Annotated in this window: 15 protein-coding genes; 7 read left to right on the forward strand and 8 right to left on the reverse strand. The window is 63.6% G+C overall.

Going from position 1 to position 24353, the window contains the following annotated elements:
• The first annotated feature begins 51 nt into the window (after window positions 1-51).
• Window positions 52-1329, forward strand: coding sequence for a hypothetical protein (locus IPV69_RS24810; RefSeq protein ID WP_206292417.1), 1278 nt, complete (start codon window positions 52-54; stop codon window positions 1327-1329).
• A gap of 64 nt (window positions 1330-1393) precedes the next feature.
• Here IPV69_RS24810 and IPV69_RS24815 read toward each other — a convergent pair whose 3' ends face one another.
• The 4 genes from IPV69_RS24815 to IPV69_RS24830 form a co-directional block, all read right to left on the reverse strand.
• On the reverse strand, window positions 1394-2077 hold the full coding sequence (locus IPV69_RS24815) for a response regulator (protein ID WP_206292418.1): 684 nt from the start codon (window positions 2075-2077) through the stop codon (window positions 1394-1396).
• A gap of 3 nt (window positions 2078-2080) precedes the next feature.
• On the reverse strand, window positions 2081-2935 hold the full coding sequence (locus IPV69_RS24820; RefSeq protein WP_206292419.1) for a sensor histidine kinase: 855 nt from the start codon (window positions 2933-2935) through the stop codon (window positions 2081-2083).
• Window positions 2936-3369: 434 nt separating this feature from the next.
• The gene (locus tag IPV69_RS24825) at window positions 3370-9543 is read right to left on the reverse strand and encodes a tandem-95 repeat protein (RefSeq protein WP_206292420.1); all 6174 of its coding nucleotides are present in this window, start codon (window positions 9541-9543) and stop codon (window positions 3370-3372) included.
• Between the two features lie 356 nt (window positions 9544-9899).
• Entirely contained in the window at window positions 9900-11213 is a 1314-nt protein-coding gene (locus IPV69_RS24830; RefSeq protein WP_206292421.1) for a glycosyltransferase family 87 protein, read from the reverse strand.
• A 227-nt stretch (window positions 11214-11440) separates the two neighbouring features.
• Here IPV69_RS24830 and IPV69_RS24835 point away from each other — a divergent pair, with 227 nt between their 5' ends.
• Together IPV69_RS24835 and pdxA are read left to right on the forward strand one after the other, a co-directional pair.
• Window positions 11441-11722: a hypothetical protein gene (locus IPV69_RS24835; RefSeq protein ID WP_206292422.1), complete on the forward strand. Its 282-nt coding sequence runs from the start codon at window positions 11441-11443 to the stop codon at window positions 11720-11722.
• A 725-nt stretch (window positions 11723-12447) separates the two neighbouring features.
• Complete coding sequence (gene pdxA / locus IPV69_RS24840; RefSeq protein WP_206292423.1) at window positions 12448-13521, forward strand: 4-hydroxythreonine-4-phosphate dehydrogenase PdxA; 1074 nt, start codon at window positions 12448-12450, stop codon at window positions 13519-13521.
• 36 nt (window positions 13522-13557) lie between these two features.
• Here the strand turns inward: pdxA and IPV69_RS24845 are convergent, their stop codons facing one another.
• Complete coding sequence (locus IPV69_RS24845; protein WP_206292424.1) at window positions 13558-14412, reverse strand: type II secretion system protein; 855 nt, start codon at window positions 14410-14412, stop codon at window positions 13558-13560.
• A gap of 279 nt (window positions 14413-14691) precedes the next feature.
• Here IPV69_RS24845 and IPV69_RS24850 point away from each other — a divergent pair, with 279 nt between their 5' ends.
• Together IPV69_RS24850 and IPV69_RS24855 are read left to right on the forward strand one after the other, a co-directional pair.
• On the forward strand, window positions 14692-15471 hold the full coding sequence (locus IPV69_RS24850; protein ID WP_206292425.1) for a glycosyltransferase family 2 protein: 780 nt from the start codon (window positions 14692-14694) through the stop codon (window positions 15469-15471).
• Between the two features lie 99 nt (window positions 15472-15570).
• Entirely contained in the window at window positions 15571-16509 is a 939-nt protein-coding gene (locus IPV69_RS24855) for a UDP-glucuronic acid decarboxylase family protein (protein WP_206292426.1), read from the forward strand.
• A 90-nt stretch (window positions 16510-16599) separates the two neighbouring features.
• Here the strand turns inward: IPV69_RS24855 and IPV69_RS24860 are convergent, their stop codons facing one another.
• Window positions 16600-17301 carry a DUF4339 domain-containing protein gene (locus IPV69_RS24860; protein ID WP_206292427.1) on the reverse strand — a complete coding sequence of 234 codons (702 nt, stop codon included), beginning with the start codon at window positions 17299-17301 and terminating at the stop codon, window positions 16600-16602.
• A gap of 211 nt (window positions 17302-17512) precedes the next feature.
• Here IPV69_RS24860 and IPV69_RS24865 point away from each other — a divergent pair, with 211 nt between their 5' ends.
• Window positions 17513-18130: a GbsR/MarR family transcriptional regulator gene (locus IPV69_RS24865; RefSeq protein ID WP_206292428.1), complete on the forward strand. Its 618-nt coding sequence runs from the start codon at window positions 17513-17515 to the stop codon at window positions 18128-18130.
• A gap of 119 nt (window positions 18131-18249) precedes the next feature.
• On the opposite strand, the gene IPV69_RS24870 is transcribed toward IPV69_RS24865, so the two are convergent.
• Both IPV69_RS24870 and lptD read right to left on the reverse strand, forming a co-directional pair.
• Complete coding sequence (locus IPV69_RS24870; RefSeq protein WP_206292429.1) at window positions 18250-18501, reverse strand: four helix bundle protein; 252 nt, start codon at window positions 18499-18501, stop codon at window positions 18250-18252.
• Between the two features lie 176 nt (window positions 18502-18677).
• Entirely contained in the window at window positions 18678-21731 is a 3054-nt protein-coding gene (gene lptD, locus IPV69_RS24875) for an LPS assembly protein LptD (protein ID WP_206292430.1), read from the reverse strand.
• 554 nt (window positions 21732-22285) lie between these two features.
• Between lptD and IPV69_RS24880 the strand changes: the two genes are divergently transcribed.
• On the forward strand, window positions 22286-24214 hold the full coding sequence (locus tag IPV69_RS24880) for a calcium-binding protein (protein ID WP_206292431.1): 1929 nt from the start codon (window positions 22286-22288) through the stop codon (window positions 24212-24214).
• Window positions 24215-24353: the final 139 nt, after the last annotated feature.

Below are 24353 nucleotides of genomic sequence, written 5' to 3' on the forward strand. Positions count from 1 at the left end.
ACACCGATGCAGCTCCTTGCGATGACGCATTGAAGTTGCGACATTTGTGATATGGAACGCCGAGGTCCTCAGGGCCTGAAGTTCGCAGGTCTGTTCGCCGCAGGGGCAGCACTGACCGCCGGGCAACGACTGCTCCAGGCGGCTCGACTGCGCCACCGGCAGGACGGCTGGCGGCGCAGTGCGGGGGTTGTGCTGCGGGGGCCGGAATCGACGTTCATCCTGTCGGCGTTCGGGCTCAAGCTTCCTGACCCTCCTCACCCTGACCATCCCCACACCGACCCGCCCGCGCGGCTGGCGGCCGGCCTGCACGCGTTTCTCGCCGCCGAACCTGCGCCGCGCGTCCGCGTCCGCCGTGGCGCCGCCGCCGACCAGGCCGAGCCCTTCGATTCGGTCACGTATTCGCTTGGCGTGGACTCGTGGGTCGAGGGGGCGGAGCGGTTTCTTCCGCCCAGACGCTGGGACCAGTCGTTGCTGCGAACGCACGACTCGGTCGCCCATCTCCCGGCGTTTGCATTCGTCGCCCGGATCGGCCCGCGGGATCAGGTCGATCTGTGGGCGCGGGTCAATCATGTCGCGACCGATGGCGTACCGGCTCAGGAGCTGATCTCGCGCCTCGAAGCCCGCTGGGGGATCGCCGAGTCGGTCACCTTCCCAAACCCGACGACGTTCGCGCCCTTCGAATTGCCGCAACCGGTCGATGGCCGCGGCGATGCCGCCGCTTTGCAGACGTTTCTCGATCTATCGCCGCTCATCGCCTGGCGTGGGAAAGCAAACAAGTCGCTGCCCGAGCCCATCACCCTCTCGGCCGCGCTGATGTGGTGCCTTTCGCGCCATCCGACCTTCGCCAAGCTGCAGATGGGCACCACGGTTGACATTCCGCCGGTCGGCGATCTGGGCAGGGGCGTCGGGGTGATCTCGATCCGTCCGGGCGACTTTGAGAGTGGACCGACCGGACTGAAGGCATATGTAACGGCGTTCAACCGCGAGTTGTCGCTCGTCCGCCGGCGGGCCAGCGCCGGATGTCAGCTGCTCGATGCGACAGCTCCGATCCCGCCAGCCTGTGCCCGGGCGATGCTGCACCAGGCGCTGCGGCAGGGCAAGGCGTTTGGCACATTTGCTCTGTCAGTCCTGAAGGACGCGAAGGTGTTCGGCGCGCCGATCGGCGAGATCGGCCATGACGACGGGTTTCTGGCATTGGGAAGTGCGGCGCTGACCGCCAACAACGGCTCGAAGGTCGCGTGCGCGACGATCAAAGGGGCCGCGACGCGCATCGGCGGCCATCCGGCGGCGATCCGTGAGGCAATCTCGCGCATCGCGAACGATGATTGATACGCACTGTCATCGAATGGTGTGCGATCAGGGTGCACCTGCGGCCAGACCCGAGTGTAGACCTTCACCGGTCCCGCTGGTCTTCGGCGGATGAGGACTGCCCGATCAGGCCCACGTCCATCGCGAATCGCGTCAGCTCCGCCCGGTTGGCGAGCCCCAGCTTCTCCATCAGGCGTGCCCGGTACGATTCGACCGTCTTGACGCTCAGCAGCAGCCGATCGGCGATCGCCTGGTTGGTGTGACCTTCAGCGACCATGACCATGACTTCCCGCTCGCGCGCGCTGAGGGTCGCCAGCCGCGGATTCGGTTCGCTGCCTTTGCCGACGCTGGGCGCGACGGCAGCCTCGGAAGTGCTGTGCATGTCGACGAAGAGCCGGCCCCGATGGACCGTGCGGATGGCGGTGATCAGTTCCGCGTCGGCGGCGCTTTTGACCAGGTACCCCGATGCGCCGGCGGCGAGCGCCGTCCGGCAATACGCCGGGTCATCGTGCATGGTCAGAACAACAATTCGAATCGCCGGCCGGCCGGCGAGGATTCGAGAAATCGCGCCCAGCCCGGTGCCGCCGGGCATGGTCAGGTCGAGGGTCATGACGTCGGGCTTGGTGGAAGCGGCGAGTGCGACGGCGGTCGAAAAATCATTCGCTTCGCCGACGACTTCCATGTCCGGCTGCGCGGCGATCATCCAGCGCAGGCCGTTGCGCAGGATGGCATGGTCGTCGGCGATCAGGACGCGGATCTTCGGCTGCATGGTCTACGGTTCCAGGGGAATCCTCACGTGAATCGCCGTGCCACCCCGCGACGACTTTACACGAAACTCCCCATGAAGCAGGGCCACGCGCTCGCGAATGCCCCGCAACCCCAAGCCGCCTGACGGTGATTCCAGTAGCGGTGCCCCCGCGTCAAAACCCCGGCCGTCGTCCTCGATCAACAACGACAAAGCGCCATCAGCCACGGTGATGTCGACCGCCGCTCGTCGTGCCGCGGCATGCTTGGCGATGTTGTTCAGGGCCTCCTGGACGATGCGATACACGGAGATTTCGACCGTCGGATCCAACCGCCGGCTGACCTCGCTTTTCAGCCGGATCGCCACGTCGTGCACGCGCTCGAAATCTTTGCACAACCGCTCGACCGCCGGTCCGATGCCCAGGTCTTCCAGAACGGCGGGGCGAAGACCGCGGGCCAGCCGGCGGACTTCATCGTGCGCCTGCGCGCCGAGTTCCCGCAGATCGCGGGCGCGCTCCCGGGCGGAGGAAAGATCGGCCGCCGAATCGATCGACGATAGCCCGACCAGCAGTGCGGTCAGGTGCTGCCCGATGCTGTCGTGGAGGTCGCCGGCGATGCGTGCGCGTTCCTGCTCCTGCGATTCGAACATGCGCTTCAACAGTCGGCCGCGTTCCTCGAACAACTGGCGGAGCGGCAGAATCGCCAGCCACCAGACCGCCGGCGCGGTCGCAATGGTCAGCACGGCAGCGTCGAGGAGGCTTTCCATCAGCTCACCATGCAGCCAGGTCGGAAGCCGCGGAAGCAGCAGCATGATCGCGCCTTCGACACAGAACACGACAAGCAGAACAAGGCCGAATACCCGAACCGGTGAGAGTGGGGACAACGGGGAAAGTCCCAGCCGCGTTGACATGTCCGAATCTTCGGCGTTACGGCCGAATCCGCAACAGGGTTCTGACGATGGCCCATCGAAGCCCCGGGGATGACGACGGTCGGTGTCGTGGACCGCGCCTGCATCACCATGGTGGCCCTGCGACAGCAGGGGCGCTTCCATCAGGGTTGACGAGTTGCAGGTGTCCAAGACAGGCCTCACGCGACTGTGGCAAGGTGGCTCCTATGCTGGAGACCTACCTTTGCCCCTTCGCGGGTCTATCCCGGAGCAAGACAAACATCCCAACAGACGTTGCGCCGCCGTACTGGGAATCCCTCGGCCGACACGCGGAACAGGCCCGTGACTCCCGAGGGCAGGAATCACGGGCTGTTCGGCGGACTGGATCGAAGACGCTGCGGTCGTACGTCGCGGCCCAGAGTCGGTTCACATCAGTTCAGACCCCAGCGTTCATGATCCCAGACCGCCAGTAGATCATCCGAGCCGTCGGTGTCGCCGGCGTCCTTCAAAGACGACTGCGGCCGAATCAACGTCTGGGCGAACACAGGTGAAGCGGGGGCTTCTACCTTTGCCGAACCATGCTTGGCCGCGGGGCGGACGGGCGGAAGTTCGACCTTCTCCGACGCGGCCTCGCCAATCGAAGCTGCGACCGACGGGCGGGGGTCGGCAATGCCCTGCGCGTTGCGGTTGGCGGTCGCCAGCTGGAACGTCGCGCTGGCCGATTGCGATCCTGAAAGCCGTGCCGTCGCGCCGGCGTATTCGTACACCCGATCGGTGCCGGCATCGACGATCCAAAGGTCGCTGACATCGTTCGGATCGAGGGTCAGGCCCGTCGGCGTCCGGTTGGCCGAGTCGATCGTCCAGTTGCCTTCCAGCAAACCCAGCATGCTGTAGCGGAACACGCTGTCGAGCTTCGACCCGTCGTTCACCACCCACAGGTGGCTTCCGTCGGTGACAACATCCATGGCGTCACGATTGCTGCGGTTCAGCGAGAAGCTCGATGTCGCCGACACCTTGCCCGACAACCGGGCCGCCGCGCCGGCGAAGTAGAACACCTTGTCCGAATCGTTATCGACGACCCAGAGACTGACGCCGTCGGTGGTGATGCCCTCTGGCCTGCCGAGGCCCTTGGCCGTCCAGGATCCGAGCAGCTTGCCCGCCGGCGTGTAGACGAACACGTCTCCCTTCTCGTCTATCGTCCAGAGCCGCGTGCCGTCGGCTTTGGCGGCGATGCCACGCGGGTCGGCATTCTCCTTGTTCAGGCTCTTGCGGGTGGTCGCGGCCCCGGCGGCGTCGTAGCCGAAGGTGTCGGTCGTCGTGCCATCGACCACATAGAACTTCGTTCCGCCCGGCACGACGACCGGCGTCACAACGATCGTGACTGTCGCCGCGGCCGAGGCGGCCGTGCCGTCGATGGCGCTGTAGGTAAAGCTGTCGGTCCCGCTGTATCCGGCCGAGGGGGTGTACACAAAGCTGCCGCTGGCATTCAGCACCAGCGTGCCGTGGGCCGGACCGGTGACCTGAACGGCATTCAGCAGGTCGCCGTCGGTATCGGAGTCATTTCCGAGAAGACCAGGGGCTGAGACGGTCAGTGTTGCGCCCTGGGCAACCGAGTAGGCATCGTTGCCCGCCACGGGCGTGTCGTTGACCGCGGAAACGGTCAAACTCACGGTCGCTGCGCTCGAGCTAAGCGTGCCGTCGCTTGCGCGATAGGTGAAGCTGTCCGGGCCGTTGTAGTTCGCAGCCGGGGTGTAGGTGAACGACCCATCGGCATTCAGCGAGACAGTCCCGTGGGCGGGGCCGGTCACGATGCCGGCAGTCAGCGGGTCGCCGTCGGCGTCGGAATCGTTCGACAGCAGGCCCGGCGCGGAAATGTTCAGCGGCTGGTCCTCCGCCGTCGTGTAGACATCGTCGGCGGCGACCGGTGCATCATTCACGGCTGTCACACCCAGCGTCACCGTCGCCAGGTTGGAACTCACGGTGCCGTCGCTGGCGCGATACGTGAAGCTGTCGGGGCCGTTGTAGTTCGCCGCCGGGGTGTAGGTGAAGGAACCGTCGGCGTTCAGCGTGATCGTCCCGTGGACCGGGCCGGTCACGATGCCGGCGGTCAGCGGATCGCCGTCGGCGTCGGAATCGTTCGACAGCAGGCCCGGCGCGGAAATGTTCAGCGGCTGGTCCTCCGCCGTCGCGTAGACATCGTCGGCGGCGACCGGTGCATCGTTCACGGCGGCAATGCTGAGCGTCACCGTCGCCAGGTTGGAACTCGCGGTGCCGTCGCTGGCGCGATAGGTGAAACTGTCCGGGCCGTTGTAGTTCTCGGCCGGCGTGTAGCTGAATGAGCCGTCGGTATTCAACGAGACCGTACCATGGGTCGGCGCATCGACCAGCGTCACGGTCAGCGCGCTTCCCTCGATGTCCGAATCGTTCGACAACACGCCTGGAGGCGTGACGGTCAGCGTCGTGTCTTCCGACGTCGAATAGCTGTCGTTCCCGGCGGTCGGGGCATCGTTAACGGCGGCAATGTTCACGATAAAGGTCTGCGGCAGGCTGATGTCGATACCGCCGCCGACCGTGCCGCCGTTGTCATGCAGACTGACGGTGACGACCGCCGACCCGCTGGCGTTGGCGGCGGGTGTGTAGCTGAGCGTGCCGTCGGCCGACACCGTGGGCTGCACGCTGAAGAGCGCGTTGTTGTCGTTGGTCACGATAAAGTCGAGCACCTGGCCCGCTTCGCTCGCCGGCCCGGCGCTGATCGCCGTCGCCCAGCCGCTGACGATCTGGCTGGCGGCGTCTTCGAGCACGTTCTGGTCGGCACCCTTGACGAAACTCGGCGCGCTGTTGACCGCCACGGCACTGGTCGAGGCGCCGAAGTCGATCGAGTCTTCGAACTCGCCGTCTTCCAGTTCGCAATACTCGTAGCCGTCGCCGGGGATTGGCGTTCCGATGACGACTGGGATCGAACCCATCACCACGTTGGTTCCGGCCCGGACGAATTGCAGGTCTAACCGGCGCGGCGCGCCGTCGCCGATGAACTCGACGTCAAACGTCGCCGTCTGGCCGGCACCGATGCCGGTCAGCGTTCCGGTGTAATTGGTGATCCGCACCCGCGGATCGGACGCCTGCACGGTGAGATCGACCGCGACGTTGGTGACCGCATTCTGGATCGCGTTGACCACGCCATTGGCGACGCTGCCGGCAAAGCCCGAGGCGATCTGAAAGTAAAGCGGGTCGCCGGGGGCGATCGGGTCGGCCGTTCCGTTGTCGATGGTGGCGGTCGAGCGGTTGACCGCGCCCGTCAGCTTCGACAGCGACTCCAGCCCCTGCCGCGGGTCGAGCGTCGCCTGCGGATTGGTGCCCAGGCCGATGACCAAGGCTCCCAGGGCATTCAAACCGGTGACCGTTTCCTGAAGGCCCGCGCCGCTGTTGAACGGTGTCGTCGGACGAGACGTCTGCGTGAGCGCGCTGATCGGCAGCGATACGCCGCCCACGCCCGTAATCGTCGATTCGCCTTTGGGCTGGTAGGCAAAGCCGGTATCGGTCGCGGTCAGGATGATCGGCAGTGCGCCGGCCCGGAAGCCGCCGCCGCCGACATTGCCGGCGGCAGCCATGACCGAGTTGGCCGGGTCGGCGACGAACGACGCGAAGGAGGGCACGTCTCCGCTGAGGCCCGGCGACAACTGCGTGGACGCCAGCCCGGCGGGGCCGCTGTCGAGCACCGAGCCGTTGTTGTTGCCGTCAAAGCCCTTGCCGGTCACGAGCTGATACAGCGCTTCGATGTCGGTTTCCGGCTGGTCGCCGCCGTAGCCCGGGGTCGTGCGGTTCAGTGCGGCCTGGATCGCGGTCATATAGCCGGCGGAACTGGCGGCGACGATCGGCTGGTTCAGCGTGAACGGCCGGCCGGTGCCGTATTCCGACGCGAAGTTGCCGTACTCTTCGAGCCGGCCGACGCCGAAGCCCAGATCGATCCCGGGCATCGCGGTCTGCAACTGCGAGATGATCGTCGGGAACGCCGCCCGAACGATCGGGCTGTTGTTGACGAAGCTGCCGGTGTCGTCGAACAGGAGGAACACGTCAACCAGATTCGTCAGCGCGCCGGTGTTCGGCAGCGTCAGGCTGACCGTCTGGCGATGTTTCTGACCCTTGGCCAGCGAGATGTTGATGCTGCCGGGGCTGACATTGCCGACGGCGGGATTGCTCACGCCGGTCGGCCAGAGGATGCCGCCGGTCGTGCGAGGGAAGGTGCGCTTGTTTCCGCCGGACAGCACTTCGCGAACGACGTAAGCGCCGGGGGTGAGATCGGTGAAGACGTACGAGCCGTCGACCTTGGTGACGGCGGTGGGCTCGCCGGCGTCGAGGGTGTCGTCGCGGTCGAGGTCGACGAAGACCGTCACACCGGCCACGCCGGGCTCGCCGGCGTCTTTCACGCCGTCGTCGTTGCGGTCATCGAATCGGACGCCGCGGATCTCATTGGCCCGGAAGACCGCTGCCGTGTCCACGCCCGTGCGGTTTTCAGCGCCGGTGATGGTGACAGCGTGGCGCAGCTCGCCGGTGGGCGTGGCGCTCAGCGTCGCCGGCAGGATCGACCGGACTACGTGGGTGCCGCCGGCCAGGTGGGTGAAGCTGTAGGTGCCCGCCTCGTCGATCGACGGGGTAAAGAACAGATCGGTGGAGGTGACAGCCCTGGGTTCGCCGGCGTCGAGGTTGCCGTTGTCGTTGGTATCGAGATAGACCGTCATGCCCGCCAACCCGCGCTCGCCGGCGTCGCGCGTGCCGCTCTTGTTGGCGTCGGCGTAGACCGTGCCGCTGATCGACGATTCACGCAGCCGTGCGCTGCCGAAGTCTTGGGCCGTCACATCCTGGCCGTTCCGCAGCGAGATCGTGCGGACGTTCGTCACCGGTGCCGACGACCGCCAGCCGCTCGGCAACTGCACCACCACGCTCACGCTGCCTGGCGCGACACCGCTGATCCGGTAGCTGCCGTCGGCACCGCTGGTAGCGCTCAGCTCGGCGGCGTCGAGCACGCGGTTGGAATTACTGTCGATGAAGACCGTCCAGCCACTCACGCCGGGGTCGGCGAAGCTGCTCGTGACCAGGTCGAACTCGCGAATGCCGTTACCGTTGATGTCTTCCCACAACGTGCCGCTGACCGTGCCGGGCAGAACTGCCGAGATGGCGTAGTTGGCGAAATCGGGTGCGACGGACTCTGTTCCGCCGAACACCTTCACCGCGTAGTCGCCGGCGAAACCGGGCGATGTTTCCCAGCCGGCGGGCAACAGTTCAACGACGTCATACTCGCCGACCTGGAGCCCGCTGAATCGGTAGGTCCCCGTGGCGTCAGTCAGTGCCGTCGGCTCGGCGGCATCCTTGGCGCCGTTACCGTTGAGATCGAGATAGATCGTCCAGCCGACCAACGCCGGCTCGGCACCACCGCGAAGACCGTCGGCGTTCAGGTCGTTCCAGGCGCTGCCGCGGATCGAGCCGTTGGAGTTGCCGAAGTTGGCGAAGTCACGTGCGGTCGAAAGCAGTCCACCGGACACCGCCACCGTCTGCCGCAGATCGAACGTCGGGGAGGTGTTCCAGCCGGCAGGCAGAACTTCGGTCACCTCGTAGTCGCCGGCGTCGAGGCCGGTGAAAAGGTACACGCCGCTGGCGTTGGTGGTCGCGGTCGGTTCGCCGGCGTCGGCCGCGCGATTGTTGTTGAGGTCGAGGTAGACCGTCCAGCCTTCCAGGCCCGGCTCGGAGAAGCCGCCGGTCGTCGGGTCCGTCGCCCGAACGCCGTCACCGTTGAGATCGTTCCAGACCGTCCCCTGGATGGAGCCGTTAATCAGGCTGATGTTGGCAAAGTCGCTCGCCGTGGTGGTTCCGCCGTCCACCACCCTGACGGTTTGCTGCACGTCGTGCGTTTTGCTGACCTCCCAACCGGCCGGCAGAACCTGCGTCACTTCGTAGTCGCCGGGGGCGAAGTTGGTGAAGGTGTATTGGCCGTTGGCATCGGTCAGCGTCGAAGGCTCGCCGGCATCGGGCAGCAGGTTGCGGTTGTTGTCGATGAAGATCGTCCAGCCCGGCAGCCCGGGATCGGTGAACAGCCCGGTCGTCGCATCGGTCGCGCGGATGCCGTCGCCGTTCATGTCCTGCCAGACGCTGCCGACGATCGATCCGACGTGCGCCCGGAAGTTGAAGAAGTCGACCTTCGCCTCCTTGCCGTCCTCGATCAGCGTGTCTTTGCTGCTGGCGGTGCCGGCCGACGGCGTCCACCCGGCCGGGACGATCTCGCGAATGCTCCGCACGCCTAGGTAGGTACTGGTGATCAGGTAGTCGCCGTCCTTGTTTGTGACGCCCGCGGGTTCTCCCGCGTCCAGTCCGCCGTTGCGGTTGACGTCGACAAACACCGTCCAGCCGGGCAGGCCGTTCTCGCCGTTGTTCTTGATGCCGTCGTTGTTGACGTCGTCGTAGACGGTGCCGGCCACGTCGCCGCTGAGCAGCGCCCGGCCTTCCAGCAGCTCCACGCCCAGGCACGGCGGCAACGCGCGACGCGCGGCCCGGCGAATCAGCTTCCTGGGTTCGATCTTCGACGACTTGGAAACGGATGGGATCGGGCGGGTCATGGCGTTGTCCTCGTTCGCGAACTGGGATGAAAAGAGCGCACCTCTCTTCCACACGCAGAACCTACGACCCGGCCCCGGAGCATGATGCCGGGCAAATTATGGATTCCGGAGAGTTGCTGTCAGGTTTTCCCCGGCAGGTGGAGGGCTCTGACCGGCAACGGGGAGCTGCCGGGGTAGTCTGGATGAACTGCAGCGCCGACGACCGCGATGGGTCCGACGAGCGGCACGGTGTGACCAGGCGGTCCATCCAGTCCCGACGACAGTGTCTTCATGTCCCGAAACTTGGTGGCCCTGCCATCACCCCTTGTTGATCGCCCCGGTCGGGTGGGAGAACGCGGCAGATGGGAAACAATGCCTCAGCATGCCGAGCGACTTGTATCTGAAACTCGAGGGACCAGCAGGTCGCCCGCATCACGCAGTCGACTGGCGCGCTGGAATGAGCGAATAACCGCCGCCATCAACATCATCGCACCGGCCAGTCGCGCGCCATAGATCTGCGCATGATAGGGGGTAAACGTGAGCACAACGGCCGAAGCAAGCAACACCCACGTCAGGCGGTCACGGGGCGAATGGCACAACGCGGTCAGCACGACGACATACGGAACGGCCAGCGCCAGATAGTTGTACCTCCAGGCGAGTGGATTAAAGATCGTCATGTAGATGATCAGAAGCGCAAGGTGCGTCGCCCGGGCCCACGGGTTTTGCCGCGTTTTATAGACGAAAGCATAAAGCACGGCCGCCGATAGAATGCTCAGGCCCAGCCAGGCAAATCGGACCGAATGGATGTCCCAGGAGACGACATTGATGTGGTATCCGGTGGAAGAAAGTGTTCGCGCCATTTCGGCGAACATCGACTGATTCTGAAGCCGCCATGCCTGCGATGGAATCTCTGTGTCGCGCAAGTGTGCCGGCCACTGTGCGATCAATGTCGCATTGGAATCCCATCCAACCGAGAGCGCCGGAAGCGCGAGCAGAGCGGCAAGGCTCAGTAGCAGCGACGCGAGCGCCTGCCGCGGTCGGGGTGTAAACAGAAGATACGGAACGAAACATAGGGGCACCACCTTCAGGCAGATCGCGATGGCCAGCGCGGCTCCGGCCGCCCACGGTCGGTCGTGAACCGCCAGATAGAACGCCAGCACTGTAAACCCCAGAAAAATCACCGTGGTCTGACCGGTGTAGAGTTGCAACATCAAGTAGGGGAGGACCAGTACGAGCGATACCAGCGCGATCCAGGCAGGCACCCACTTGCTGACCGGCACATATGCCGCCAGCCGCGACACCATTGCCATCAAGGCGGCGAGAACGATGAAGTCGGATGCCAGGAACAGGATTCTGGCCGCGGTGACCGGGACCATGCTCAGTGTCTCGGCCGCGACGGCGATAATCGGCGCGTTCTTGAAGGTCAGCATCGGGCCCTCTTCAAGCGTGTAGATCGGTCGATGTTCGCGCATGGCAATGCCGGCGCGGTAGTACACGCCCCAGTCGCCGAGCATGTCCTTGGACGCGTGTAGCCCCACACGAATTGCGGAGTAGGTGAGAAACGCGATCAGCAGTATCGTTGCCACCTGTCGCGGAATGGACAACCCGGCGGCCCTGGCGATCCCCAGCCGAAACCTGGCATCGAACAACAGTCCCGCAGAAGCGCCACTGGCAGGAAGGGGAGTGGTCATGGTGGGCTCGTCGAACTCCTGGAACGCTCAGGTAGCGTTCCCGAAACCGCGGCAACCGCAGTTCAAACAGTTACGATCCGCGAAAAACGCGGACGGATCAATCGATGTTCGGTGCCAACGGTGAGTTGCGGCGGGAACTTGGACCCTTCGCCGGGTACCGGATGTCGGCTCCAAGCGTGTGGCCAGTTCGTTGGGGATCGCGCGGCCGATTGAGGAAGGAGGGGACGATGAACAAGCCTGACGCCCCATTCTTGCCGCCCAACCTCCTATGGATCGGCATCGGTGCCGCTGTGCTGGTTTTCGTCTGCGTGCAGACGAACATGTCGCCGGGCATGTTCATTTACCTCGGGATTGGGATGGTCGTCGCCGGGTACTGGTTCTGGCGTGACAAGGCGCCGGATTCCGGCGGGCGGTCGGATATCGCGGCCGCCTTTCCTTTTCTGGCGATGTTCTGGCCGCTGCTGGTGGTGGCGCTGCTGTTCGGGAAAGAATTTGGCGGGCCGCGGTAGTTGGTCGAGCGTGGGGTGATCGCGGGGAAAGTTCAGGGCGCGGCGGACTACTTGACGGATCTTTCTTTCCTTTTCGGCGGTCCCGAATATAATACTAACATGTGTCGCCGCCACGCCGCGTGGGTTGGCAGACCTTCTACTTTGCGCGGCGGGGATGGGAGCCTTGCGAAGCGTTGGACGAATCTCGTCGGGTTCATTTGGCCGTCTTGGGTTCGTTCGGCGATATCGCCTTGGGTTCGTTCGGCAAGAGGACGTGGCAGTTGAGGATGAACGCCTGTGCGTCTGTGACGCACCTTGCACGGTTTGGAAAGCCGTGTCACGGACAGCGCTCGCGAGCAGCGATCTTGGGTTCGTTTGGCGATATCGCCTTGGGTTCGTTTGGCGGCGGAGGAGATAGGGATGTGCGATTCGAGCGGGTGCCTGAAGCATCATGCACCTTGCACGGGCTGGAAGCCACGTGTCACTGACGGGGTCGCTTGGCGGTGCGGTCTCGGGTTCGTTCGGCGATGTCGCCTTGGGTTCGTTTGGCAGTTCCGCCTTGGGTTCGTTCGGCGAAGTCGGGGACGCCTGCGCCGGGAACCCCGACCCTTAACGCTCTACCGGATGACCGGAGGACGGGACAGGACGCGTGATGCGCCTGCGGGGCGTGGCTGCCTGAGCTTCTTAAGGCGCGGTCGTTCGCCTATCGACTTTCCTTCCGGACTTCCCAACAATGGCCTTACGCAATGTCTGACTACCGACCCACCCTCGCGATCACCCTTGGCGAACCATCCGGCATCGGGCCGGAAGTTATCGTCAAGGCGCTGGCCGACCCCGTGCTGCGGCAGCGGGCCAAGTATGTCATCTACGGGATGAACGAGCTGCTGGCGTACGCCGCCGACCTGGCGGAGTTTGACGTATTCTGGTGGCGCGATCCGTACCAGGGTCGGCTGCGGAGCTATCCGCACGATGTCGTCGTCGTGGATTACGACAGCTACAACTTCCTCGGCACCGACATCCGCGGGCCGAGCAAGATGGGCGGCGAAGCGTCGATGCGGTTTTGCCTGGATGCCATCGACGCCGCGATGAACGGGCTGGTGGACGGCATCGTGACGGCGCCGATCGCCAAGGAATCGTGGAAGCTTGCGGGGTACGGCTATCCGGGGCACACCGAGCTCTTTGCCAGCCGAACGCAGGCCAAGCGCCATGCGATGATGTTTGCCGGCGGGCCGCTGAAGGTGGTGCTCTGCACGGTGCATGTACCGCTGAACGGCTTATGGGGAAAGCTCAACATTGGCGCAGTGTTTCATCCGATCGAGCTCATCCACCAGGCAATGGTCGAGTGGTTCGATACGCCGAACCCGCGCATCGCGGTGGCGGGGCTGAACCCGCATGCGAGCGAGAACGGGCAGTTCGGGGACGAGGAAGAGCGGATCATCACGCCGGCGATCCAGATGGCGCGCGAGCAGGGGATCGACGCGACCGGCCCGTATCCGCCGGACACAGTTTTCCTGGCGGCGAAGGACGGCAAGTACGACGCCGTCGTCGCGATGTACCACGACCAGGGGCTGATCCCGGTCAAGCTGCTGGCGTTTGATCGGGCGGTGAATGTGACGATCGGCCTGCCGATCATCCGGACCAGCCCGGACCATGGCACGGCGTTCGACATCGTCGGCAAGAACCGGGCGAACCCCGGGAGCATGCGGGCGGCAATCGAGCTGGCGATCGAGATGGCGGTGAAGAAGCACGATCGGCTGAAGTCGCACCCGCCGACGCCGATGTTCGGCGACGGCGCATCGTCGGGCGCAGGCAACGAGTAATGGCTCGCCGGCTGCGCCCGACGACATGATGCGGCGTCAGAAGTAGTAACGGTTCTGGCCGAGATAAAACTGGCGGCGTGAACTGGCGCTGGTGGCGGTGGGTTTCTGGCCGAGGTCGCTGTAACCCTTCCATTCCACGCGTCCGTCGATGAAGCCGACGTTCGACCCGCCGCCCTTGGCTTCTTTCGGGAGGTAGCCGCTGGGGTCGTCACCGATCAGGTGGTTGGACGGTGCCAGGACGTTCTGGTAGCTGCGGGCCATGTCGGTCACGAGGATGTCGTAGTAGGCCCGGTCGGTGAGTTTGACGGGGAAGATCGTCATGCCCGGCGGGACTTCCTCGAAGCCGGTGTAGGGTCCGATGGTTGCCGTGGAGCCTATGGGGTTGCCGGCCGGCTTGGCTTTGTTCAGCTCGGTCCGTCCGGCGAGGAACATGTAACCGAGAAAGCCGTAGCCGCTGTGGCCGGTATGCGACCAGACAAGCGGCGAGGCCATGCCGGGGTTGTCGTTTTCGGGGCTGGTGGGGCAGAAGAACATCTGCCGCGGCACGCCGTAGACGTCCTTGAGCATGTCGCGGAGCTCGGGGTGGACGAGTTGCAGCTCGTCCTTCGTCGCGGTGACGCCGCTCCGGTTGAACTCGCCTTTTTTGTTGCCGTAATCAGGCAGGCGGCCTTTATTGTCGTTGGCGTACATGATCAGGGCGGCACAGTGCTGGCGGACCTGTGCAGCACACTTGATGCGTTTGGCCTGCTCCTGGGCCCGAGACAGCGATGGCAGGAGGATGGACACGAGCAGGCCGATGATACCGATGACGACGAGAAGCTCGACCAGCGTGAAGCCCGTCGGCGGCAGACGTCGAAAGGGGGGTTTATCCGAAAGTCCGCAACAGGTCATATGACACACCTTTCGATACAGCAAGAGATGTTAATTATTGCCGAAAATGGTTTTACGTCGGTTTTTGAGTATAGGTGCACCACCTAACGGCGGGTCAAATCGCGGAGTGATTTAATCTGGGTTTCGCCGACCGTCCGGACCAAGCCGGGGCGGGGCGGGCTTGTTTATCCGGACGCTGCAGGAAGGAAAACGATCGATTGCGAATCGCCCTCCCCCCGATAGGATGCCCTCGTCGTTGCGCACTCCGGATTCGAGAGCGTTTGTCGCACGCGTACTGACATGGACAAACCGATCGACCCGACCCAGCCTGCTCTGCCCGACGCCGCCGGTTCGTCGCCGGGCCTGCGATTGTCCGTCGTGATACCGGTCTTTAATGAGGCCGGCACCATCCACGAACTGGTGGGGCGGGTGGTCGCGGCAAGGGTGCCGGCGGGACTTGTGAAGGAGATTGTCTGCGTCAACGACGCCTCGACGGACGGCACGGCGGCCCGGCTGGATGCGCTGCCCGCGATGTTCCCTGAAGTGCCCATCCGCGTGATTCACCTGCCGGTGAACCGCGGCAAGGGGGCGGCGGTTCGAGCAGGGTTCGCGGCGGCGACGGGTGATGTGGTGCTCATCCAGGATGCGGACCTGGAGTACGACCCCGACGACTATCCCACGCTGCTGGAGCCGATCGTCGAAGACCGCGCCGATGTCGTCTACGGCAGCCGATTTATCGGGTCTGAGCCGCACCGGGTGCATTATTTCTGGCACTCGGTGGCGAATCGGATGCTCACTTTGATGAGCAACATGATGACCAACCTCAACCTCACCGATATGGAGGTGGGGTACAAGGTCTTCCGGGCCTCGGTGCTGAAGCGGATTCCGCCGCTCAAGTGCGACCGGTTCGGCTTTGAACCCGAGGTGACGGCGAAGGTCGCCAGGCTGCGCCCGCGCGTGCGGGTGTACGAGGTCGGCGTGAGTTATCACGGCCGAAGCTACGAGGAAGGCAAGAAGATAACGTGGATCGACGGGATCAAGGCGGTCCTGACGATCCTGCGGTTTCGGATCTTTAAGTAAGCAGTACGCAGTATGCAGTAGGCAGAACATTCAGTGCGACAGGAAGAGGCGTGATCTTTTCTGCTTACTGCGTACTGCCTACTTCCGAAGGAACTGACTATGCGTGTTCTCATCTCCGGCGCGGCCGGCTTTCTGGCTTCTCACCTGACCGACTTGCTGCTCTCGCAGGGGCACGAGGTGGTCGGTCTGGACAACTTCATCACCGGCAAGAGCGAGAACATCGCCCACCTGACCGGCAATCCGAAGTACACGTTCATCAAGGCCGACGTCATTGAGCCGGTGAAGGTGGACGGGCCGATCGACCGGATCTATCACATGGCGTCGCCGGCGAGCCCGATCGGGTACGTGAAGCACCAGATCGCGACCGTGAAGGTCAACAGCCAGGGCACCTGGAACCTGCTGGAACTGTGCCTGGAGAAGAACGCCCGGTTCCTGATGGCCAGCACCAGCGAATGCTACGGCGACCCGCAGGTGAACCCGCAGCCGGAAACCTACTGGGGCAATGTCAATCCGATCGGCCTGCGCAGCATGTACGACGAGCCCAAGCGGTTCTCGGAAGCCTGCACGATGGCGTACCACCGCGAGCGCGGTGCGGACACGCGCATCATCCGCATCTTCAACACCTACGGCCCGCGCATGGATCCGCACGACGGCCGGGTGGTGATCAGCTTCATCCGCCAGGCGCTCAACAACGAGCCGCTGACGGTCTTTGGCGACGGCAAGCAGACGCGCAGCCTGTGTTACGTGAGCGACTTGGTGCGCGGCATTAACATGGTGATGGAGAGCGACTTCCACGAGCCGATCAATCTCGGCAATCCGCAGGAGTTGACGATCCTGGATATCGCCAAGGAAGTGCTGAGCCTGATCCCCGAGAGCCAAAGCAAGATCACCCACCACCCGATGCCGCCGGACGATCCGAAGGTGCGTAAGCCGGACATCACGCGGGCCAAGCAGATCCTGGGCTGGCAGCCGGTGGTGAGCCGGCGCGAAGGGCTGGCGAAGATGATCGAGTTTTACCGGGCGGGATTGAAGAAGTGAGCGAAGGCGTCCCGGTGCACCAAAGGAAAACCCACGGACGGCTGTCCGTGGGCGTTCCTCTCGCCGGATTGAGCGCTGCTGTGATCCTTGTCAGAACCGACGGGACCCGGCACCGAGCACAACGACGAAGACAATCGCATAGATGACGATGACGATCAGCGTCAGGATGCCGATGAACTTCCAGTACGACTTCTGGGCCTCCATCGCGGCTTCGAGGTCGGACTGTCGGCGGGAACGGCTGAGGTCGGCGATGCGTGACGCGTAGCGACCAAGGTACATCGCAGGGAAGAAGTACAGTAGCGACAGGAGCACCGTCCCAACGACGCTAAGCAAGCCGAGTGCGGCGACACCGCCTCCCCTTCGGGAAGACGAGGCAAAGCCGACGACGCCTAGGAGCTGGATCAGGCCTGCCAGTCCCATGATGCCCACGGCGATAAAGAGGAGGACGGAAAACAGGCGGACCCAAGGCTTGGTTTCGACCAGCGCGGCGATAATGCGGGGCGTGACGGATTCCCCAGTGCTCGGCCCTTGGTAATTCAGCGTTTCGGCCGGGGCGGCATATTGAGGCTGAACGACTGCCTCGGCGACTGGGGCAGCGTAGGCTTGTTGCCGGCGAGCCCCGAAGATGCCAGCCAGTTCGGGCACTTTCGCGGCGGGGAGCCACTGTGACATCCCTTCTCGCCAGACAAGCGTTTGCCCGTCGAACTGGCCTGCGGTGGCCCATTGTGAGATCTGTTCGAGCGCGACCGGACCTTGTTGTGCACCGTCAACCGAGTAGTACCACTGGCTCATCTGGACCCCTTTCCGAAGTGGAAATGTTCGTCGCCGAGCGACGCCGGGGGGTAACTTACCCGACGGAAAACCCCTGTCCAACCGCGGAACGCTGACGAATTATCACAAAATAGCTGTCCATGTCGGCAACCATCTTTCAAATAACGAGTTAGCAGAATTCCATCGCGTGTCGCCCTATATTTCAGTACATACTGAAACTTAGGAGACCCTTATGGCCATTGCGACCCCAGCGAGCAGTCCGACGAGCAGCGTTTTTGTACCCGTGGCTTTTCCGGCGACGCCTCGGACACCCGAGCAGCTTCTTCAAACCGCCCAGGACCTGTTCATCCGCCGATGGGGCGAGATGGGACAGACGTGGGGGATCAACCGCACGATGGCGGAGATCCACGCGTTCCTGTTCATCACCGGTTTGCCGCAGTGCACGGATGACGTGATGGACCGCCTGAACATCAGCCGTGGTAACGCCAGCATGAGCCTGCGTGCGCTGTGCGACTGGGGCATCGTCCGCCGGCTGCACAAGCGGGGCGAACGTCGTGAATATTTCGAAAGCCTGACGGACGTCTGGGAGATGTTCTCAATCATCCTCGCCGAGCGCAAGCGCCGCGAGATGGACCCGGTCCTGGAGACGATCAAGCAGTGCCAGAAGATGCTGGACGACAGCGACCTGGGCAAGAGCAACAAGGCCGAAGCCGTTCAGCTCACCCGCCAGCGGCTGGAGCACATGCAGGAGTTCATGGAGGTCACGAACAAGCTGTTCCAGCAGTTCATCGGCGGGGCCAAGAGCGGACTGACAAAGGTGGTGAAGGTGTTGCTGAAGGCGCTGCCGTAAGCTCAGGACGAGCCCTAAGCGAAGTCGGAAGTCGGAAGTCGGGAGTCAGAAGAATGCAGTTCTGAATCTGACTCTGACTCCCGACTTTGGACTTCCGACGCCAGCCGCCATCGGCGGCATCAGCGTCTCTCCGCTGCGATCGCATTCACGTATGCGTTCAGCATCCGGCACACTTCCAGGAGGATCGCGGTTTCATGGCTGGTATCCGCGTAGCCCAGATCTTTGACGAGCAGCATGTAGTAGCGGCATTCCTCGGCAGACCCTTGAGCGATGTTATAAAACCGTAATTTGTCTGCTTTCCCCCTCTTGATGAACCCCTCTGCGATGTTCGCCGGGATCGAGACCGCCGCCCGACGAAGCTGCGACGTCAATCCGAACAATTCGTCACGAGGAAATGCCGTCGTCCGTCGTCATCCGATAGACCGCGAGCACAAACTCGTGACTCTTCTGATGAACTAGCAAATCCAGAAACGACTTCGCATCCATTCCATCCCCGCATTCTTTTCTGACTTCTGACTCCAGCCGCCGCAGGCGGCCTTCCGCCGCTTCAGCGGCGCTGGTTTTCCAGCGTCGTGTTCAGCACTTCGCTGTCCACGCCCGCCGCGAGTCCTCGCGGCACGATGCTGAAGCTGAAGCCGTTCTGGTCGGTCGTCTGGTTGTAAAACGCCTTGACGACGATGAAGAGGGTGTCGAACTTGCGGATCACGGAGGCGGTGCTCACCACGTTCTCCCCCTGGCCGAAATCGAAGCTCTGTCCGATCGCGACGTTGTATCGACTGCTGATCTGGTAATCGATCGACGCGGTGGTGATGTTGCTGTTCAGTTCGTCGATGTACCGCGTGCCGACGTAATAGGTCATTCGCTCGTCGCGCTGAACGACCATCCCGATCGACGCCGTCGCCAGGCGCGACTTGTCGGCGTTCCACTGCACGTCGGCCAGCAGGGCAGTGGTGTCGGAAATGCGCCAGGTGGCGTCGGCGTTGATGCTGTTCCGCGCCACGCTCACTTCCGGCAGCGTCGGGAAGTACAGCCCGCGGAAACCGATCGGCTTTCGCTGGTCTTCCTCCGGCTGATTGGAGAACAGGTTCGCTTCCAGGTTCAGCGTGAAGAAGTCCACGCTGCGCCACCGGCCCGGCCCGCCGCGATAGGTCTGCCACCGCTGGTGCAACGCGAACTGCACCGCCGAGATGTCGTTGACCGGGTCGATCTGCTCGTCGAAGACGTAGACGTCGCCGCGGTCGACCGTGGTCGCGCTGGTGAAGACGTTGATCTCTGGCTCGATTACATGCCGCATGCGGTGGAGGTCGAACAGCCGGTTCTCGACCGTGTCGTCGACCTTCCAGAACGCCGTCGTGATGCGAGCGCCGACGCCGCCGTACAGGCGATGGATCATGCTGTCGTCCGGGGAATCGCTGTACGCCGTGTAACGCCCCATGACGTACGGCACCACGCGGAACGGGCCGGCGGAGAACGGGAAGTTCACCTGCTGCCGGAAGTCGCCGCGCCAGATGACGTCATCGGTCGTGCCAGTCGTGCCGAGCGACGGTTGCCCCGGCGGGTTTGACGCAAAGTATCCCTGCTCCTGAAGCGAATACCGCGACCCTTGAAAGTGCAACCCGCTGACGAGGTTGTTCGAGTAGAACGTGCCCGGCCCGATCGCGTCGCCGATCCGCCGATAGCCGATCTCCGGCAGGTGCTCGACTTCGAACTGCTCCTGCACCAAATCGCTGGTGGTCACCTGCTCGTTCGGCTGGAACTGGGCCAAGATCGTGAACGCCTCGGTCTCCTTCTGCCGCTTCAAGTAGAACGACACATCGTGCGGAAGCTCGCGATCGAACTGCCGCGGGAACCACTGTTCGAGGAACGTGGGGTCGGAGACGAAGCCGGCGCGAATCTGGGCCTGCCAGTTGTCCGGCAGGATGTGCTGGTGTTCCCACATCACATGGCCGCGAAGACGCTGCTCGCCTTCGATTTGCGTTGGCAGCGGCCGGCCGATGTCGTCGACGCCTTCGTCATAGACCGCGTAGCTCTTGAACTGCCCTTCGAAGTTCCAGGGCTGCTTGTCCTGACCGACGACCGAACCGCCCTGGTATTTGCCGTTAAACCCGCCGGCCGGTCCACGGTCTGAGTAGTAATCCACCTGGTACGACAGATCGAGATCACGCGGCGGCGACTTGCCGAACGTCTCGAACAAGCCCCACTCGGTCTGTGCCTCGACGCCAAATGAACTGGACTTACCGCCGCCGATGTTCCGCAGCGGCGTCTTGTTGTTCGACAGGTCGCCGCCGACGTAAGGCAGCCAGAAGAACGGCACGCCAAACGTTCGGAAGGTCGTGTTCTCGGCCTCGAAAATCGACCGCGTCTCTTCGCCTTCTTCTTTGCCGGGCTCCTGGCGGATGTAGATTTTCTCGGCCTTGATGCTGTAGGTCGGCACGGCAAAGGCGCTGGTGCTCAGCTCGGTCTTTTCCGTCTTGTACTCGCCGGCGGCGAGCTGGCGGATCGTCTTGGCGTGCACCGTGATCGGAATCTGCGCCTTGGGGTCGATCGTCCGCAGCACGGCATCGGTCAGCACGGCACGATCGGTCGTGAACTCGTAATAGACGCGCGCCGCCTCCAGCCGCTGCTCGCCGATCTTCCGCTGATCGGCAGGCGTGTAAACGATTCGCGCGTCGCCTTCGATATACGCCGCCGTCACCGCATCCTGGATCGCCTTGATCTGCCTGCCGTCCTTCTGAAGCTCCTTCAGGTCCTTCAACGGCGTAAACAGCACCACGCGCTGACCCTGCAATTCGATCAGGTCGCCATTGGGCCGGCGGTGCATCAACTTTACGCCCTTTGACAAGACCGCGGCGACGGTCCCGTCGTCGGACTGGATCAGCTCAAGCTCCGGCGCTTCGAAAAAGACGGGCGTTGCCGGCAGGACCGCGGCCGAACCGGCGGGATACGTCGTCGGCGCGATGGCCGGTCCGGTCGCGGCGACCAGCGGTGCCGCGGCGATCGGGACGGCAGGACGCGCCGGAGAGGTCGGCCCGGTCGATGCGGGGTCGCGCGAAGCGGGCGTCGATCCATCGGCCGGTGCCGGTCGCGTTGCCGGCGTCTGGTTCGCGCCGGCGACGGCGACCGCCGGTGCTGCCGCGACGGCGGGGGCCGCGCCGGGGTTGCGAATCGAGTCGGCCAGCTTGTACAGCTCGGACCCCGACTGGTCTTTCTCGGCGCGATCGACGGCCGTCAACCGAACCCGCCCGGCGACCGACGCGTTGACCAGCATCCGCTCGCCGCTGCGCACCGCGCCGTCGGCGATCACTTTGCCGTCGCCGACCAGCACGACCTGAACCTTCATCCGGTTCGGCTCGTTCCCCGCTTCGGGGCTCAGCCAGAGGACCGCCTGCTTCGCCGACAGCGTCGCCCGTTCCAATTCCAGCGAGACGGGCCCTTCGATGAGGATGACGTCGGCGTCTACCTGTCGCCAGGTGACGGCCGACTTTCCCGACATGAGCAGCTTTTCGCTCGGGGCCTGGTACTGCGCGACGGCGGGTGCCGGCATCAGCAGCGGCGCGAGGATCGCCGCCGGCGACGCCCAGGCGATCGCCAGCGCGAGCAACCGCCCGCGCCGCCGGCGCGTAGCGAGAGAAGAGGGATGTCGCTCAAAGCTCGTCGGCAAACCGATAACCCACCGCCATTGCAAAAGTTGAGGCGCAATATAGGAACCCGGTCCCGGCGGCGTCAAACCGGAGCATCGCCGCCATCAACGCAGGTTGACGCTGTTGCGGAGCGTTTCAGGTGCGAACCACTGTGTGCGACTTCTGTGGCGCGACGCAGTTTGCCGCGATGTGGACCGGGAGCGGCAGGCCCGAACCGCGGGCCTCTTTCAGTTTCTATTCTTCGTGTCGATTCGTGTTCTTCTTGCCTGAAAGGCCCGACCCACGTCTGACCGATTCACGACGCCACACCGCGCAGCTGCGTAGCAGCAAGACCGACGCAACCATAGGGCGAAACTGTAATGGCGGGCACAGTAGCCGACTTATGCCGGCACAGGCGGTCGTGCTGATCGTTGCCGTTGGGCGGGCACGTGACAATTCCGGCTGCGAGCAGGTGGACGATCGAACTCGCCCCGCTCGCGAGCCATTTCGGCTTGGCCGAGGAACTGGAGATGTCATGTCATACCGCACTATCGAATCGCTCGAGACGCGACGCCTGCTTAGCGCCGTACTCGCGACATTGGATCCGAGCACCAACACACTCAATGTCCTCGGCAGCGAGGTTGCCGACGTAATCCGCATTTCTCAGACATCGGGGACGCTGGTCGTCACCGAGAAGGTGGGTGCCGTTAGCAATGTGGTCTATCAGGGGCTCGCATCGGGCATAGGCCGCGTCTCCGTCGATGCAAAGGGCGGAGCCGACACAATACTTGCTGTCCGCGGCAATGTCGTGCCCGTCGTTCCGATGACCCTCCATGGTGGCGATGGACAGGATACCCTTCAGGGCGGCAATGGCGGCGACGCCCTCTTTGGCGACGGTGACAATGACGTCCTTTACTTCAGCGGTGGTGCCGACACTTACAACGGCGGTGCTGGCGTAGATGCCGCCAACTTCGGAGTGTCCCTCAACAGCCTCTTCGTTTCCGCTGACGGCGTTGCAGACGACGGCCTGGTCGGCTTGAGCATCAAGAGCAACGTGATGCCCGACGTCGAGGATCTCATCGGAGGACGCGGCCCTGACACCCTCAAATCATCGCCTTCTGCATCGCGAACCACGCTCAACGGCCTGGAAGGGGACGATACCCTCATCGGCGCAGACGGCGTCGACTTCCTAATCGGACTGACCGGCAATGACACGCTGAAGGGCAACGGGGCAAACGACTTCCTCTACGGCGGCGACGGGAATGACACGCTGCTTGGGGGCGAGGGCGACGACCAGCTCTACGGCGGAGCCGCCAACGATACACTCGACGGCAACGGGGGCCAGAACAGACTATGGGGCGATGGCGGCGTCGATCAGTTGACCGGCATCACGGGTGAAGACCTGCTCGACGGTGGCGGCGGAAACGACGTGCTGGCGGTCACCTTCAACCTCAGTAGTTTCGTTCGGAACCGAGGTCGCTCCGTCGCCGGCGCTGGGGCGTACGCCAACAGTTCGACAGGTATTGACAAGCTCAACCTGAAGCTGGACGTCGGGAGGTTTATCACCGACGGCGTTCGCCCGATCGTCGAAAAGATTCAGACCGTCACGAAGCCGCTTCAGCCGCTCGTCGACTTCTATGAAAGGCAGATTCCGGTAATCCAGATCTTCGATTCCAGTCAGACGTTTGGGAAGGTGCTCGACAGCAAGAGCCTGCTCGACGGCAAGCTCAATATCTTCGTCAAGGCGATCAAGCTCGTTAACGGGCTCAACTTTGATAGCCTCACCGGAGCACTAGACCTGGGTGCCTACAACGTCACTTACAGCGGCGTCACGCGGCTGGGCGGCGATCCGTTCAAGAACTCCTTTATTGCAGACTTGGTCAATAAGCTCGAGGGCGCAGGCTTGGCGTTCCCGATTTTCCAAGACTCGACCAACGCCGCCAAGATGGTGTTGGGCCAGAACATCGATCTGGTTACCTATACACTCCCGCCAATCGGTGCCACCTTCGCCGAGTTCCAGATTGCCAAGGCCAACTTCCAGATAGGTCCGGTGCCGGTGACGGCGGCGATCTACGGAATGGCAGGGTTCTCGGCCTCCGGCACGGTCGGATTCGATCTGACCGGCATTCGGTCGGGCAATCTTGTCGACGGCTTCTACGTGTCGTCGACGACCTCCGCATCGGTATGGATCGGCGTGAGCGCGACGGCAGGCATCGGCTTCAACTACGACGTCGCCAAGGCAAGCGTGGGTGTTTTCGGCGGGATCAAGGGCACACTTACCATGTCGATCAACGACCCCAACCACGACGGAAAGGTTCGCTTGAGCGAGTTTAACGCGAGCAAACCGTTCACGTTCTCGGCGGGTATCGGTTACAGCTTCGGCCTATACGCCGACTGGAAAATCCTGTGGTGGGGAGGGCACGCTGAACACACGATCGCCAGCGGCACGTTTGCTCTCGTCTGAATAGCTACACCGGCGGTCGGCTGAGCCGTTGCGGGGCCGGCTGACCGATCAACGAGTCGGAGCCTCGAACTGGTGCAGGACGGGCCTCCATCCGACGGCAAAGGATTGAGGCTCGTCCGGCACTATTCATCCCGTCGTA

Origin of the sequence: Humisphaera borealis, from assembly GCF_015169395.1 — a bacterium.
GTDB lineage: Bacteria > Planctomycetota > Phycisphaerae > Tepidisphaerales > Tepidisphaeraceae > Humisphaera > Humisphaera borealis.